General features: G+C 58.8%; 16 protein-coding genes. 5 read left to right on the forward strand and 11 right to left on the reverse strand.

Annotation, left to right across the window (positions count from 1 at the left end; all coding sequences use genetic code 11):
* Positions 1-21 precede the first annotated feature (21 nt).
* Together EV130_RS17120 and EV130_RS17125 are read left to right on the forward strand one after the other, a co-directional pair.
* Entirely contained in the window at positions 22-309 is a 288-nt protein-coding gene (locus tag EV130_RS17120) for a copper-binding protein (protein ID WP_074064379.1), read from the forward strand.
* Positions 310-364: 55 nt separating this feature from the next.
* Positions 365-826 (forward strand): DUF411 domain-containing protein, encoded by a 462-nt coding sequence (locus EV130_RS17125; protein ID WP_074064378.1) that lies wholly within the window; start codon positions 365-367, stop codon positions 824-826.
* A gap of 207 nt (positions 827-1,033) precedes the next feature.
* Here EV130_RS17125 and EV130_RS17130 read toward each other — a convergent pair whose 3' ends face one another.
* From EV130_RS17130 to EV130_RS17180, 11 genes are all read right to left on the reverse strand, one after another.
* Positions 1,034-1,693: a peroxiredoxin gene (locus EV130_RS17130; RefSeq protein WP_074064377.1), complete on the reverse strand. Its 660-nt coding sequence runs from the start codon at positions 1,691-1,693 to the stop codon at positions 1,034-1,036.
* A 98-nt stretch (positions 1,694-1,791) separates the two neighbouring features.
* Positions 1,792-2,376, reverse strand: coding sequence for an RBBP9/YdeN family alpha/beta hydrolase (locus EV130_RS17135; RefSeq protein ID WP_074065632.1), 585 nt, complete (start codon positions 2,374-2,376; stop codon positions 1,792-1,794).
* A gap of 115 nt (positions 2,377-2,491) precedes the next feature.
* Entirely contained in the window at positions 2,492-3,049 is a 558-nt protein-coding gene (gene msuE / locus EV130_RS17140; protein WP_074064376.1) for an FMN reductase, read from the reverse strand.
* Positions 3,050-3,301: 252 nt separating this feature from the next.
* On the reverse strand, positions 3,302-4,633 hold the full coding sequence (locus EV130_RS17145) for a hemolysin family protein (protein ID WP_074064375.1): 1,332 nt from the start codon (positions 4,631-4,633) through the stop codon (positions 3,302-3,304).
* Positions 4,634-4,802: 169 nt separating this feature from the next.
* Positions 4,803-5,567 (reverse strand): FadR/GntR family transcriptional regulator, encoded by a 765-nt coding sequence (locus EV130_RS17150; protein WP_207900887.1) that lies wholly within the window; start codon positions 5,565-5,567, stop codon positions 4,803-4,805.
* 23 nt (positions 5,568-5,590) lie between these two features.
* Positions 5,591-6,652 carry a four-carbon acid sugar kinase family protein gene (locus EV130_RS17155; protein ID WP_132660910.1) on the reverse strand — a complete coding sequence of 354 codons (1,062 nt, stop codon included), beginning with the start codon at positions 6,650-6,652 and terminating at the stop codon, positions 5,591-5,593.
* Positions 6,649-7,641 carry an ABC transporter ATP-binding protein gene (locus EV130_RS17160; RefSeq protein WP_074064372.1) on the reverse strand — a complete coding sequence of 331 codons (993 nt, stop codon included), beginning with the start codon at positions 7,639-7,641 and terminating at the stop codon, positions 6,649-6,651. Before EV130_RS17160 ends, EV130_RS17155 begins: the two co-directional genes overlap by 4 nt.
* Positions 7,641-8,645: an ABC transporter ATP-binding protein gene (locus EV130_RS17165; protein WP_074064371.1), complete on the reverse strand. Its 1,005-nt coding sequence runs from the start codon at positions 8,643-8,645 to the stop codon at positions 7,641-7,643. The genes EV130_RS17160 and EV130_RS17165 overlap by 1 nt, the downstream gene beginning before the upstream one ends.
* Complete coding sequence (locus EV130_RS17170) at positions 8,645-9,604, reverse strand: ABC transporter permease (RefSeq protein WP_132660912.1); 960 nt, start codon at positions 9,602-9,604, stop codon at positions 8,645-8,647. The genes EV130_RS17165 and EV130_RS17170 overlap by 1 nt, the downstream gene beginning before the upstream one ends.
* A gap of 2 nt (positions 9,605-9,606) precedes the next feature.
* Positions 9,607-10,563 (reverse strand): ABC transporter permease, encoded by a 957-nt coding sequence (locus EV130_RS17175; protein WP_074065631.1) that lies wholly within the window; start codon positions 10,561-10,563, stop codon positions 9,607-9,609.
* 136 nt (positions 10,564-10,699) lie between these two features.
* Entirely contained in the window at positions 10,700-12,346 is a 1,647-nt protein-coding gene (locus EV130_RS17180) for an ABC transporter substrate-binding protein (protein ID WP_074064369.1), read from the reverse strand.
* Positions 12,347-12,629: 283 nt separating this feature from the next.
* Here EV130_RS17180 and EV130_RS17185 point away from each other — a divergent pair, with 283 nt between their 5' ends.
* From EV130_RS17185 to EV130_RS17195, 3 genes are all read left to right on the forward strand, one after another.
* On the forward strand, positions 12,630-13,535 hold the full coding sequence (locus EV130_RS17185; protein ID WP_132550838.1) for a dihydrodipicolinate synthase family protein: 906 nt from the start codon (positions 12,630-12,632) through the stop codon (positions 13,533-13,535).
* 10 nt (positions 13,536-13,545) lie between these two features.
* Positions 13,546-14,733, forward strand: a complete 1,188-nt coding sequence (locus tag EV130_RS17190) for a sialidase family protein (protein WP_074064367.1) — start codon at positions 13,546-13,548, stop codon at positions 14,731-14,733.
* Between the two features lie 278 nt (positions 14,734-15,011).
* On the forward strand, positions 15,012-16,145 hold the full coding sequence (locus EV130_RS17195; RefSeq protein ID WP_074064366.1) for an iron-containing alcohol dehydrogenase: 1,134 nt from the start codon (positions 15,012-15,014) through the stop codon (positions 16,143-16,145).
* The last annotated feature ends 4 nt before the right edge of the window (positions 16,146-16,149 follow it).

The following is a 16,149-nucleotide window of genomic DNA, read 5'->3' on the forward strand; positions in this document are numbered from 1 at the left end:
CGAAACCAAGGAGACACAGAGATGAAAACTGCAATGATCAAGGTCACCGTAGCCGCCCTGCTCTGCGCCAGCACGGCCTTCGGTGCGTTTGCCCAGGAATTCACCAAGGGCGTTGTCAACAAGGTCGACACCAAGGCAAAGAAGGTCACCATCAAACATGAAGACCTCAAGGGCCTCGACATGCCCGCGATGACCATGGTTTTCCGTGTTGAAGACCCTGCATTGCTGGAAAAGCTGAAGGAAGGCTCGAACATCGAGTTCGTTGCCGAACGCGTGAATGGCAAGCTGATGGTCACCGAGGTAAAATAGCCGCCTCCTGCCGCCCGCGTCCATCCGGGCGGCAGGACATCAAGGAGTGGAGACGATGCACAGGAGAAGCTTCATCACAATGGCGGCATCCGCCCTGGTGTTCCTTGGCAGCGGGGTCCGCGCCGCCGCCCCAGCGAAGATGACTGTCCACAAGGATCCGAACTGCGGTTGCTGTCGCGAATGGTCGAAGGCGATGGCCGCGGCGGGATTTTCTGTCGACGTGCGCGACACCGGCGACCTTGCCGCAGTTAAAGCGCGGCTGGGAGTCCCCGCCGCCCTTGAGGGATGCCACACTGCCATCGTCGAGGAATACTACCTTGAGGGACACGTTCCGCTTGAGGCCGTTCAGCGCCTGCTGCGGGAGCGGCCGCCGGTCCGAGGGCTGGCCGTGCCTGGCATGCCCCCTGGCTCGTTGGGGATGGGAGACGACCCGCAGGCGTCCTATGACGTCTATGCGATCCCCTCGGGAACCGGCGCACCATACCTATTCATGGAGGTCCGACCCCGGAAGGGGTGACGTCGCGATCAAGCGGCCGCGTCGAGCGCTCATTGCAGGGCGCGGCTTCAAGATCTTGGCCGGCAGATCCGAACGAAGCGATGTGGGGAGACCTGGACGAGTGTGGGGAATGCGCGCAAACGATCAGGGACGAAAATCGGGCGTCTCTCCCGCTTCCGTGGTCGTTGCGCGCCGATCCAGTCAATCCGCACAAGCTCCGAGGCTCGATCAACCGGTCGGCTGCTTGGTCTTCCTGAGATAGGGAAGGACAGTGTCGAAAGAGCCGAAGCGCGAGATCGCGTCTTCGTTCGAAACCGCAGCCGTGATGATGACGTCTTCCCCCTGCTGCCAGTTTGCAGGTGTCGCTACCTGATGCTTGGCCGTCAATTGAATGGAATCGATGGCACGCAAGATTTCATTGAAGTTGCGGCCCGTCGTCATCGGATAGGTGAGGATGAGCTTGATCTTCTTGTCGGGGCCGATGACGAAGACAGAGCGCACGGTGGCGTTGTCGGCCGGCGTGCGGCCTTCCGAGCTCTCGCCTGCGCCTGCCGGCAGCATGTCATAGAGCTTGGCGACCTTGAGATCCTTGTCGCCGATCAGTGGATAGCCGACATCGAAACCGGTAGCCGTCTTGATGTCGTTCTTCCACTTGCCGTGGCTTTCCACCGGATCGACGGATATGCCGATGATCTTGACACCGCGTTTAGTGAACTCCTGTTCGAGCCCGGCCATTGCGCCAAGTTCCGTCGTGCAGACTGGCGTGAAGTTCTTCGGATGCGAGAACAACACCGCCCAACCATCTGCTATCCACTCATGAAAATGGATTGGGCCCTGCGTCGTCTCGGCGGAGAAGTCAGGTGCAATATCATTGATGCGAAGGCTCATGGGTTGGGTCCTTTCTCCTGGATCACGCGTGAATTCCGTCTTCGGCTAGCGATATACGCTCATCTTAGCCGACAGCAAGCCGCTTGCGGCCGCACGCTTCAAACATTGGTGACCGCTCGCCTACGTTCAACCTGCCGCGGGCGGCGGGTGCGGCTCTTCAACGTTGTCAAAAGTCCATACCCGCTCGGCCAGCGCCCGAATCCGCTTGCGACGTTGATATGTCCGGCCAATCCGATGTTCCTGAGATCGGATCTCCAAAGGCGCGCAAACATCGTCAACCGGTCAAGGCTTATATAGATATCGTTGAGACTGCCGACGACGATGCTTGGAAAGGGCAGCGCCTTGGTGGGCATCGTGCCAAAGTCGATGTGACCGGGATGGAGCGCTTCTGTTGCACGCAGATCGCATGGCGCAACAAGAAGGGCTCCCCTGACGCGCCGAGCCGATGGCCGGCCTGCCAGTTGAGCGGCCAAAAGGCAACCGAGACTGTGAGCGACAATATAGGCATCGTCCTCCTCCTCGGCTAATGTTTCCTCAAGTCTGAGCATCCAGTCGTGCAAGCGGGGACGATCCCAGTCGTCCTGTTCGACAAGCCGGCTGTGCGGATGCTCCTTCAACCAATGGTGCTGCCAGTGCCCCTCACCTGAACCGAAGAGGCCGGGGAGAATGAGTATTCGGCTCATTGCAACACGCTTCATAAGTCGCTCCGCGACATGCCGCGGCATTTTAATGCGGCAGTGCAAAGGGTTGTCGGCATCGAATTCCTCTTAGTCCCGCGAGGATATCAGGCCTTGAACGTTATTCGGCGGCCGCAACGATCACATCGCCTGGAAAAAAAGCTGCAAGTTCGCCTACCACTTCGTCAATCCGCGTCGACAGTGGCTTTGAAGCAACCTTGTAGTCCGCAAAATCTCGGTCCGATCCGTAGACGGCCGTCGGCAGGGTATGGGACATGAAGAAGCCGAAGAGCGGCCGCAGTTGGTGCTCGACCACCAGAGCATGCCGGTCTCCGCCGCCAGTTGCCGTGATGATGATCGGCTTTGCGCGCAGTTCCCCGGGTTCAATAAGGTCGATCAGATGTTTGAACAGACCGGGATAGGATCCCTTGTAAGTCGGCGAGCCGACCACCAAAGCGTCAGCGCCGACGATTGCATCGATGACACCCTTTGCCTGATCGTCCAGTTCCCTTCGCGATAACGCACTGCCGAGCGATGGGCCAACATCGTGTAGATCATAAACGCGACGGTCGAAGCCATATCTATGCGCCGCGCGATCGGCAACCTCCTCAACGAGCGCGCATGTCTTGGAAGGGCGGTTGAAGCTGCCGGCAATTCCGACCAGTCGCAGAGCGGCCATCTGTTTTCCTTTCCGATTGAATGAACTATTTATTGTCTATAAATTTAGTGGTTAAAAGCAAAGAGCATTTCCAATGATGGATGACAGGGAAATTTCTTTCTGCCCGGCGGCTGATCGCTTTGATGCGTCTGAACGCCGGGATTGATTTTTATGAGCCTGACAATGGCAGGCATGATCGGAGGTTGCGCCGGAGATTTCAAGAATCGGCGGTGATCGGAAAACGAATGAGACTGGCTCGGCACGGCAGCCAGCCTAGATATCGGCTCCTTGCGTCGGACTGCGCGTTGCCAGGATCTTGTCGATGCGCATTCCATCCATATCGATGACTTCGAACCGCCATCCGTCGAACTCGAAAACCTCACCGGTCTCCGGGATGTGCTGGAGCTGATGAAGGGCAAATCCCGCAAGCGTATGGAAGTCAGCATCCGGTTTGTTCCGCAGGCCCAGTTTTTCGAAAGCGTCGAAGGCCGGCATCATTGCATCAACGAGCAGTGAGCCGTCTTCGCGAACCACGATCGCCGGTTCCTCGTCGGATCCCGGCAGTTCCCCGGCGATCGCCTCCAGCAAGTCCGTCTGCGTGACAATTCCCTCGAGACTGCCATATTCGTCGATGACGATAGCGAGGTGGACCGGTGACGCCTTGAAGCTGCTGAGAACGCGGACCACCGAGGTTCCTTCGTGAAGCACCAGCGGCTGCTTGATGACATCCATCGGCCGGATCCTGCCGCCGTCCAAAACCTGATCGAGCAAGTCCTTCTTAAGAACCATCCCGATCGGCTCGTCGATTGAGCCGCGAGCAACGAGAAGCTGTTCGTGCCTGCACTCCCTAATCGTTCTCAGGATTTCTGCCTCGCTGTCGTCGGCGTCGAACCACTCCACGTCCAGACGCGGTGTCATGACGTCGGAAATCGGTCTTTCGCCGATATTGAGCACGCGCTCGACGAGCTGTTGCTGCACCTGGTTGAGAAGACCCGCCTCCTGGCTTTCGGCCACCAGCAACTTCAGCTCTTGCGGAGAATGGAAGGAGGATTCACCAGTTCCGGGGTGAAGGCCGAAAGCACGAAGCACGAGGTTGCCCATACCATTGAGAGCAAAAATCGCCGGCTTGAATAAGACGAGAAAGAACCCAAGCGGCCGGACCACGGCCAACGAGGTTTCCTCACTACGCTGCAGAGCGAGGCTCTTCGGTGCCAGCTCGCCAAGCACAATGTGAAGCGCCGTTATGATCACAAACGCAATGACAACTGCGATGGCATGAGAGCCTGTCCTTGCCCAGTCACCGGGCAACCACGCCAATAGCGGCTCGATCAGATGCGCCAGCGCCGGTTCGCCGACCCAGCCAAGAGCGAGTGAAGAGATCGTTATGCCGAGCTGGGTGGCCGCAAGATTTGCATCGAGATTGTCCACAGCCCGCTGAAGCGCTGAAGCGTTCATACGTCCCGCGGCCGCGAGCTCGGCCACGCGGCTGCGCCTGACGGAAACCAATGCGAATTCGGCAGCCACGAAAAAACCGTTGGCGCCAACGAGAAAAAACACGGCAAGAATCCCGACATAATCAAGAATACTGCCATCCTGGCCCGTCATGAGTTGATCGTCCCTAACTGTTGAAGGAACCAATATCGTAGCATGGGCAAGCGCAAACGGGCACGCGCCAATAGAGACTGTTTTTTCTTTCCCATGACCAGGTGCGCAGACGAAAATGCCGGTCGCCAACCGTGACGGCGACAGACCTCCGTGACACCGTCGCTGGCAACTAGAAGGAGAGGTCGAGAACACGACCCTCGAAGAGGCGATCTCTCGAGCCCTCAAGATGGGCCCGCATCAGCTCCCGGGCGTCGTCTGCCCGGCCCTCGGCAATAGCCTTGTAGATTTCATCGTGTTCCTGAAACACTTTCTGAAGGCCCTGGCGGGGACCGAGAAGCGACAATCCATGCAGATGCATACCAACCGCGATATGCGGTTTGAGAGCGTCCATGGAGGCCGTGTAATAGTGATTGTTAGCAGCCTCAGTGACAGCCCGATGAAACAGGAAATCGGCGTCGGTTCGATGAAGCTGGTGGTTCGTCGCCTCGCGAAGATCCGCAAGCGCCGTTGCTATCTTCTCAAGCGCTCCACTGTCGCGGCGCTTGGCGGCAAAGTAGGCCGCCGCGGGCTCGATCGTCAGGCGGAATTCGTAGCAACGCTGAATGTCGGCGATCGTCTTGACAGGCGAGTAAGCCAGGTGCGCGGCCGGCAAGCCGTGGGCGCTGACGAAGGTTCCTGCTCCCTGACGGGCATAAACCATGCCCTGGTCGCGCAAGCGCGCGAGCGCGTCGCGAACGATTGGACGCGATACGCCCAGCATCGACGCCAGTTCATGCTCTCCCGGCAAGCGTGAATCAGCTGGATAGTTTCCGGCGCGAATACGTTCCAGAAGCTGGTCGAAGACGCGATCCACGAGCTTCACGGCCTTTCCGCGCTCGGGCTTTGCGGCTCGGCCGGTTCCCGCGTTCAAAGATGCTCCATTTCTTTCATCCACCTTCATTCTCCCGCCGGCATCCGCTAGGCCGCCTGAACCCGCACAATCAGTCTTAGCAAACTATCGCAGCTGCCGAACCCCCCGGACTTTACCGCAGAACGAAGATGGCGCCCGTCTGCGGCTGTAACGTCGAACCACGGCACGCCTGCCTCGATTTCACCTTTCGGGACGAGGATGCGCATACCAAGCTCGCCAAACACCGCAAGCGCAGTGTCGCCACCGCCAACCATCAGCATATCCGGCCGTGTATCGTCCATGACCGATTTTACGCCTTTTGCAAAGCGTTGCGCTACTGCTGCAGCATCGTCTGCAATTCCGCCACTGCAGCGAAGCAGAGCAGGAAGCTCAAAGCCTTCGCCGCTTTCCACAGCTCCCAGCGGTGCGTCTGCGACCATGCGCAAGGCACCGGATGCCTCGAGGCGGTCCATCTGCTGGGCGGTAATCGGATCGCGGGAGCCGATGGCAAAAAGTGTCCTGATGGCCGGCTCGAAGGTTTGGCTATGCCCGCCCGCCTTGCCCAGGCGTCGGGCCAGGGCCGCGCCAAGGCCACGCGCGCCGACGGCCAGAACCGAACGCCAATCATTTTCGCCGGCGATGGAGTCGAGATCGCTATCGTCCTCGGCATCTGCAACGGCCACGATTTGCGAATGGTTAGCAAAAAGCTCGGCAACCGGGATCGGACTGTCGACACCGCGCCCGACGACGCAACCGCGATAAGTAAAGCGCTTCTGGTCCGGAATCGCAGGCGCAACCAGAATTGACTTGAGGGCGAATACCTCAACAAGGGCAGAGCTTTCGGCAGCGACGTTGCCTTTTAGCCTGGAATCGATCTTCTTCATGACGATTGCAGGTTCGGCCGACAGCAAGACCTCTGCTGCCAGCCGCACCCTGTGTGCGGCGGCATCCTCGGCAAGAGCACGCGAGGCTGTGTTGATCACCACGACATCGGCACTCCTCGCAATCGCCTCCCTTGCCGCCTCAACATCAATGGCGACAGCAACGGCAAGGCCCGCTTCGACGAAAGGCGCGGCCGTATCGAGTGCCCCGGTCAGGTCGTCGGCAATGATGGCGACTTTCAGCGTCACGTCGTCTGACCCCAATTGACGGCGTGGCAGGCAACGAGATGGCCGGGACTTGCTTCCTTCCATTCGGGAACGAGTCTGCTGCAGACATCGGTTGCGATCGGGCAGCGGGTGTGAAAGCGGCAGCCGGACGGCGGGTCGAGCGGACTTGGAACGTCACCCTGCAGGATCTGGCGCTTGCGGCTCCGCTCGTGGGAAGGATCGGTTTCCGGCACCGCCGAAAGCAGCGCCTTCGTGTAGGGATGCAGCGGATTTTTGAACAGCTCTTCGCGGCTGGCAAGCTCGGCAAGCCGGCCGAGATACATGACGCCTACGCGCGTGCTGATATGGTGGACGACTGCCAGGTCATGCGCGATGAAGAGATATGTGAGGCCGTATTTCTCCTGCAGATCGAGCAGCAGATTGATGATCTGTGCCTGGATCGAAACGTCGAGTGCTGAGATTGCCTCGTCGCAGACGATGAATTTCGGCTGGCAGGCAAGCGCACGCGCGATGGCGACGCGCTGGCGCTGGCCACCTGAGAGCTCATGCGGATAACGCTGCGCAAAGCGCGCCGGCAGCCCAACATCACTCAGCAGGTTTGCGACCTTGTCCTTGAGCTCGCCCTTGGTGCATAACCTGTGGAAGAGGATTGGCTCGCCGATCGCCTCGCCGATCGTCATGCGCGGATTGAGCGTCGAATAGGGATCTTGAAAGACGATCTGCAGGTCGCGGCGGAATGGCCGCATTTCCTTTTCGCCAAGCCTCGACAGATCCTGCCCCTTGTAGACAACCTTGCCGCTCGTGGCCTTGTAGAGATTGAGGATCGTAAAACCGGTCGTCGATTTGCCGCAACCGGATTCCCCGACAAGGCTTAAGGTCTCGCCTTCCATGATATCAAGATTGACGTTGTCGAGCGCGTAAACGGTTGCCGAGCGCTCGCCGAAAGCGCCGAGCTTGACGTGAAAGTGCTTGACCAGGTTTTCGACCTTCAGAAGCGGTTCAGCGCCCATCACGCAGCCTCCTGCACTTTCTGGACAACAAAACATGCGGTGCGATGGTTGGCGGCTCCGGCCAAAGGTTCAAGCTTCGGAGCGCGCTCGTGGCAGATGGTCTCGACAAGCGGACAGCGCGGGGCGAACGGACACCCTTTCGGACGCAGGCCGGGCTCAGGCGGTGTTCCCCCGATCGAACTTAGACGGCTTGCAGGCGCATCCGAGAGCTTCGGGATCGACGCAAGCAGCCCGCGCGTATAAGGATGGCTTGGCCGAGCATAGAGCTCATCGACCGGCGCAACTTCGACGACAGTGCCGGCATAAAGCACCGCCACGCGATCGACGAGACCTGCAATCAGCGCCAGATCGTGCGTGATCCACACCACCGACATGCCAAGCTTGGCCCGCAGCTCCTTCACGAGATCGACGATCTGGGCCTGGATCGTGACGTCGAGCGCCGTGGTCGGCTCGTCGGCGATCAGAAGCTTCGGATCGCAGGCAAGGCCGATGGCGATCATCACGCGCTGGCGCATGCCGCCCGAAAGCTCATGCGGGTATGCCATCAGGCGTTCCTCAGGGCCGGGAATACCCACCAGCCGCAGGAGCTCGACCGCCCGAATTCGCGCATCTGCCTTGCTCATCTTGCGATGATAGATCAGCGGCTCGCAGATCTGCTCGCCGACGCGCATCACCGGATTGAGCGAGGTCATCGGATCCTGGAAGACGAAGCCGATGTCACCACCGCGCACCTTCCGCAGATCGGCGTTCGACATCGTCTGCAGATCGCGTCCGTCGAAATGCGCCGTGCCCCTGGCGACTCTGATCTTGTTCGGCAGGAGCCGCATCAGGCTCAGCATCGTCAAGCTCTTGCCGCAGCCGGACTCGCCGACGACGCCAAGCGTTTCGCCCTTGTTGACGTAGAGATCGATGCCATCGACCACGACGGCAGTCCCTCGGCGCGTCTCTATCTCGACGGTGAGGTCGCGCACGTCAAGAAGGCGGTCATTGGTCGTCGTGTTCATTACTTGCTGCCCCGCGGATTGAGCGCATCATTGAGACCATCGCCCAGGAAGCTGAAAGCAACCGAAGCAAGTCCGAGCACAGCCGCCGGCGCAGCAAGCAGATGCGGATAATGCTGCCAGACACGCAGGCCATCCGAGATCATGTTGCCCCAGCTGGGCGTTGGTGGATTGACGCCGACACCGAGGAAACTGAAGGCACTTTCGAGCACCATCGCAGTACCGAGACCGGCGCTGACGGAAACGATCAGCGGACCGAGGGCATTCGGAATGACGTAGCGCGTGATAACGATCCAGCTCGAAAGGCCGAGCGCCTGCGCCGCCGTGATATAGGGCCGGCTGCGGATCGACAGGACCTGGGCGCGGACGAGACGGGCGTAGGGCGGCCAGGCGATCAGGGCCATTGACCCGAAAACCAGGATGAAATCAACCCAAACCGTCTGACGATAAAAAGGATTGAGGGTCTCCAGGTAGCGGGCTTCCATCCAGTTGGTGATCGGCGATTTCAGCGAAGCGTTGATGACGACGACCAGGAGCAGATTCGGCACCGACATGGTGACATCGGTCAGCCACATGATGACGCGATCGAATGGATCGCCGAAGAAGCCAGCAACAGCGCCGAGGGCCAGTCCGATCAAAACGGCGACGAGCGTGACGATCACGGCGACGAGAAAGGCGGTGCGTGTGCCGTAGACGACGCGGCTGAAGACGTCCCGGCCAAGATCATCGGTGCCGAATAGATGTGTCAGCGAGGGTGCGGCGTTGCGGGCATCAAGGTCCTGGCCCAGGTAGTCATAGGGCGTAAGGTATGGTCCGAAGACCGCTGCCAGAGCCAGCACAACGACAACCGCGAGGCCGAAAAGGGCAAGCCTGTTGCGCTTCAGGCGGAACCAGGCATCGCGCCAAAGGCTGACCGGGGGTTCTTCTGCGGTCTCGATCGTCGAGAGAGGGACTGCGGACATTGTCAGCGACTCCTTCTTGCATCGTTGGCGCGTGGGTCAAGCAGCGGATAGAGAACGTCGACCAGAAGGTTCGAGACCATCACCAGGAAGGATCCGATGAGCGTGATCGCCAGGATGACTGGATAATCGGAATTCGTGAGCGCCTGCACGGTCAGACGGCCGAGGCCGGGTAGGCCGAAGACCAGTTCAACGAAGATCGCACCGTTGACGATGGTGATCATGACGAGCCCGAGCTGGGTGACGACCGGGGTCAGCACCGGGCGCAGGATATGCCTGAGAGCGACGACGATTTCCGGTACGCCCTTGGCCCGCGCCGTGCGTACGAAATCCTCCGACAGCACTTCAATCACTGCCGCACGCGTCTGGCGTACGATGAGCGCAATCGGCTGAAAGGACAAAACAATCAGGGGCAGCAGGATGCGGACATCAAAAATACCTCCCCAACCGTAGGGAACCTTGATCATCGGCAGGAAGACGATCAATCCGACCATGAGCAGTGGTCCGGCGACATAGGCAGGAATTGCCCATAAGAACAGGGCCGAGCCGAGGATCGTATAGTCGAGCCTGGAATTCTGATTGAGCGCTGCGATCATGCCGAGGGGGATGGCAACGACCGCTGTCAAGGTGATGGAACAAAGCGCCAGTTTGAAGGAGACGGGAGCGGCTGCGGAAACCATCGCCCAGACCGAGCGGCCCGAGGTCAGCGAATTGCCGAACTGGCCATGCAGCAAGTTCCAGATGTAAAGGCCGAACTGCTCGATGAATGGTTTGTTAAGGCCGGCGCTCTCTCGAATGGCTTCGATCCGTTCCGGATTATAGGCGACATCGCCCGGTGCACGAAGAAAGATCAGCTTGATCGGATCGCCGGCACCGTAAAATGCCATCGCATAAACGGCCATCATCACGACAAGGACGGACGGAATCCAGATGGCAAACCGCGTTAACACGTAACGAAACAAAGCCACCTCCACTTGTTCATCGGCGCAGTTTTCACGGGGATAGCCGCGGACAACCGCGCCTTCTGTTTGAAACATGCGCGAAGGCCGTACGGACCTCGCGCATGTTGCTGTTCAGCGACAAAGTCGGCGAAAGCCATTATGCTTGATCGATGGAAATGTCCCATGGTGCAACGACTTGCCAGTCCAGGTTCTTCTCCATCCCCTTGACCTCCTTCGTCGCCCAGCGGGACATCGCCTGAGAATACCATGGAATGAATACCCAATCGTCGCGGAACGCCTTTTGTGCCTCCTGCGCCAGTTTCACGCGCTGCGGGTCGTCTGCAGCCTTGGTCGCGGCTTCGGCAAGCAGGCTGTCGACCTTGTCGTTCTTGTAACCGCCGAGCTTGTTTTGGGCGTTGGAGGAGGTGGAGGCGATTGAACCGGCGAGGTAGGAAACGGCATCGGGGACGCGCGTGCCGACATCGTCGCGGAAAATCTGAACCGAGTTCTGGTCAGGCCCGGCATAGGCGTCCTGCTGCGGTTTCATGTCGACTGCGGTAATGCCGAGGTTCTGGCGCCACTGTTCCGCGATGAATTGGGCAGCTGCCTGGATCGCGGGCGCCGAGATGCCAACGAACATGATCTTCGGCAGCCGCTCGGGACCACCATAGCTCGATTGAGCAAGCAGCTTTTTTGCCCCTTCAGGATCAAAAGGATAGGGTTCGAAGCCGGAACCGTCCGCGCCAGGCACGGAATTCAGGATCTGGTCTGCCTTCTTGTGCGGTCCATCCGGATAAGACGCCTTGAAAAGCCCGTCGCGGTCAACCGCCATGATCAGCGCCTGACGCACTTTCGCATCGTTCATCGGTGCACGCGAAATGTTGAACCAGAAGTGCTGGCTCGTAGGAATGATCGGCCCTGCCGAAAACTCCGGACCGAGATCCTGGATTATCGTCGAGGTGACCAGTTCCGTATGGACGTTATACTCGCCGGAATTGATGAGAGACGTCGCCGTCACATTGTCTTCGATCGAACTGATCTCGATGCGAGCAAGCTTCGGCTTCGGACCGAAGAAATTCTCGTTCGGCTCAAACGTCAGGCTCCCTGCGTCGATGTCGATGCTCGTTAGCTTGAAAGGACCGGAGTAGACGGCATTATTGTCCGGCTTGTACCAGTCGGCTATCTCTTCCCCGTCGCTGCCTCTCGACTGCGACGCCTTGGTCACGGGAATAATATGGTTTGCCAGGCGCATGAAGAAAATCGGGTCAGCTTGCGTGAGTGTAACGGTGACCGTCCCTTCATCCGGCGTTGCGACCCCGGTAAGCTCAGTGCCGGAACCGGCTCCGATCTCTTTGTAGCCTTGCACCTTGCTCAGCACTTGGTCGGCGCGCTGGCTCTTGGTGTTCGGCATCGAGGCCACTTCCCATGAACCCTTCACATCCGCCGACGTGATCTTGCTGCCGTCGGAAAAAACAGCCTTCGGATCGATCTTGAAGGTCCAGACCTTGTTGTCGGACGATTCCCAGCTCGTGAATACATAAGGCTGCAACTTGCCTTCCGTGTCGAAATACATCGGCGACGCCCACCAGAACGAATTCCAGCGGAAGGTTCTGCCGCCGCCACGAAGTGGCGACCAATCCTGGTCGAAGGCCGGATTGATGGCCTTGAGAACCTGACCTTCCTCGGCCATGACAACACGTGCACTCATGCCGAACATCGTTAGGCCGACGCCTGCGGCGAGGCTAAGCTTCAGCGCATCACGGCGCGAAATTTGTGAGGCAGTCTGGTTCTTTCGAATTGTCATCTGCTCCTCCCATGAGCATTCAACGCGCCCTCGAAAGCCCTCCCCGAGCCAGCACGATGGAATGAGCAGCAGAGTTGCGCGACAATGTAAATCTGTCAATATAAAATTCATATTCTCGGCTGCAAAAACTTTGATACAAAAATTTTTCCCATTATAACAACACCTTGATCTAAGGTTGGCTTCAACGTGCAGCTTGTAAGATTGACAACAACTTTCTCCTGTGGACAAAACACTGCGGCAAAAAGCGTATACAGGCGCTGTCGCTTCGACGAGGAGGAAAAAGATGAGCAATCATAAGATTACAGGCGTCTTCAGCGCCGCAACCACGCCTCTCAACGCTGACGGCAGCCCGGATCTTGGCCTTTTCACCGAGCATTGCCAACGTCTGCTTTCGGAGGGATGTCACGGTGTGGCGCTTCTTGGCACGACAGGCGAAGCGAATTCATTCTCGCTCGCCGAACGGCGCACCATTCTTGAAGCGGCCCTGAAAGCCGGCGTTCCGGCCGAAAACCTTCTGCCGGGGACCGGCGTTGCCGCCATTCCCGAAACCATCGAGCTCACCAACCATGCGCTTTCGCTCGGCGTGACCAAAGTCGTGATGTTGCCACCCTTCTACTACAAGGGCGTATCGGACGATGGCCTCTTCAATGCCTATTTCCAGATTCTAAACCGGGTGAACGACAGTCGCCTGCGCGTCATTCTCTATCATATACCGCAGGTCTCTGGCATTGCGATCTCGATCCCGTTGATCGGCAGACTGATCGATGCCTTCCCCGAAACCGTGGTTGGCATCAAGGAATCGGCTGGCGATTTCAATAACATGCAGGCAATCATCTCCGCCCATCCGGGCTTTTCGGTGCTTTGCGGCGCAGACCCATTGCTGCTGCCTTTGTTGAAGGCAGGTGGCGCCGGCTGTATTACGGCAACGTCCAATCTGGTCGCCTCTTCGCTCCGCACCGTCTATGACAACGTTTTCGATGCGACACGCGCCGCACAGGTCGATAAGGCACAAGAGCGCATCAATGCCTATCGCACGGTTTCGAATTCCTATGCACAGATCCCGGCGATCAAAGCCATGGTCGGCCTCAAGACGGGTGACAGTGCGTGGAAGCGCACCCGCCCGCCGCTGGTGGCGCTCAACGACGCCGAGTATGCGGCTTTGTCCGAAAACTATGCGCAGTTGCCATAAGGAGAACCTCATGAGCTTGACAGCTTTGCCGCCGGAAAAGATCCCCGCATTGATGAACGGCCTGATCCGGCCGAATTCCGCTCACGCTGGCCGCGCAGACGCCTACCTGCCCTCGCCATGCATCCAAAATCATGCCGCCAACCTCGCTTTTCTCCCCGGCGGCACCTTGAGCTGCGTCTGGTTCGGCGGCACGATGGAGGGCATGGGCGACATAGCGGTTTACATGTCGAAGCTCGCACCAGGAACAGCGCAATGGTCCGAGCCGCAGAAACTTTCAGACGACCCTTCAAAGTCCGAGCAGAACCCATTGATTTTCAATGCACCGGACAGGACCGTCTGGCTGCTTTACACTTCGCAGACTTCGGGCGATCAGGATGGCGCGGTTGTCAAATGCCGAATATCTCGCGACGACGGAAAAACGTTCGGACCGGTCCGGCTTCTTTGCGATTTGCCCGGAACCTTCGTCCGCCAACCGATCGTGACAAATTCCAAAGGAGACTGGCTTCTGCCGGCATTCCGCTGCGTCAGCCTACCGGGCCAACGCTGGAGCGGTGATGTAGACACCGCAGGTGTGCTGATATCCCGCGATCAGGGTCAGTCCTGGACCATGACCGACGTTCCTGACAGCCTCGGCGCAGTCCATATGAACATTCTGGCGCTCGGCAAGGGCAGGATGATAGCCTTCTTCCGCAACCGCTTTGCGCTAAACGTCCTCTCGGCTGCATCCGAAGACGACGGCGAAAGCTGGTCCCGTCCACGACCTATCAACCTGCCAAACAACAACTCGTCCATTCAGGCTGTTTTGCTGAAGGACGACAGGATTGCAATGGTTTACAACCACAGTAGTGCCGAGACTTCCACGGCGCGACGCCGGTCGCTTTACGACGAGATCGAAAGCGATCAATCTGAAATGGGCGCCACTGAGCCGGTCACATCGGGCCGCAAAGCAATATGGGGCGTGTCGCGCGCGCCTCTCAGCCTTGCCCTTTCCGACAACGGCGGTGCAGACTTTCATCGCCTGATCGATCTTGATACCGGCGACGGCTATTGCCTCAGCAACAATTCCAGGGATTCGCTCAATCGCGAATTCTCCTATCCCTCAATCGTTGAAGGCCCGGACGGAACGCTGCACATCGCCTATACCTATTATCGTCGGGCAATCAAATATGTCCGGCTTCCGGCTGAGGCACTCGGCTAGCCAGCTCACCGCCGATATTGACAAATATACGTTCAAACCGCGTGGGCACTATCCATCGGTGCCAGCGCGTCCGCGTCAGCGAATGATGTTCCATCATTATTAAATAAATTCAAGTGGTTGTATAATGCTGCGCTCTTTTCTAGTCTTCACCCATTCAGCCTTTTGACGATCTTTCGAGATGTCCTGAGCATTTTTCTTGCCAGAAACAGGCGGCTGATATAACAACTTTACATCCTTGACGGTGATCGGCCGTTTTTTGTTAGGGAGGAGCCGCTTTCATGGCCAGTCTGGGTTCGCCTATCACGACCATCAGGCCGAACATCATCGAGTTCGGCATCGGCACGGCCGGCAGGCTCGGCAAATGGGCCGCAGAGAAAGGCTACACCCGCACGCTCGTCATTTCGGATGCCTTCAACGCTTCGCGCGTCGATGCCCTCGAGATCCAGGGCAAGGTCGAAGTGTTTGGAAATGTCATTCCGGAACCCGACATCGGCAATCTCGACAAGGTGCTGAGTGCCGCCGAAGCCGCCCGGGCAGAACTCGTCGTCGGCTTCGGCGGCGGCAGCGCCATGGACCTTGCCAAGCTCGCCTCCGTGCTTGCCGGTTCGCCGCAAAGCCTGCGCGAGGTCGTCGGAGCGAACATGGTTCAAGGCCCGCGCAAAGTGGCTCTCGCACAAGTGCCAACGACATCTGGAACCGGCAGCGAGGCGGGTATCCGCGCGCTGGTAACCGATCCCGAAACGATGGCGAAACTTGCCGTCGAAAGCGTCTACATGCTTGCCGATATCGCCGTCGTCGATCCGGCGCTTTCCTTTACCGTTCCGCCCCGCACGACGGCTGCGACCGGAGTGGATGCAATGGCGCATTGCGTGGAGGCCTTTACCAATCGCAAGGCGCATCCGATGATCGATATCTACGCGATCGAAGGCACGCGGCTCGTTGGCAAATATCTGGAACGTGCTGTCAGGGACGGCGCCGATGCAGAAGCGCGCGCTGGCTTGTCGCTCGCCTCCCTTTATGGCGGCTTCTGCCTGGGACCGGTCAATACGGCCGGCGGCCACGCCCTCGCCTATCCGCTCGGCACGCGCTGGCATGTCGCCCATGGCGCTGCAAATGCACTGATCTTCCCGCATGTGCTGGCTTTCAACACACCGTCGGTTCCGGCCAAGACCAAGGCTGTCCTGGAAGCTCTCGGCCATCCCGCCTCCGCTGAGATCAAAACCGTCTTCTCAGCCGCCTATGAGTTTTGCGCAGAACTCGGCATCGAGATGAAGCTGTCGGGTTTGGGTGTGCCTGAAAGCAGCCTGGACGAGATGGCCGATGATGCCTTTGCCATCCGCCGCCTGCTCGATAATAATCCGCGTGATCTGACACGCGACGACATCCGCTCGATCTATGAAGCCGCCTTCTAGGCCG

Origin of the sequence: Rhizobium azibense (assembly GCF_004342325.1) — a bacterium.
GTDB classification, from domain to species: Bacteria; Pseudomonadota; Alphaproteobacteria; order Rhizobiales; family Rhizobiaceae; genus Rhizobium; species Rhizobium etli_B.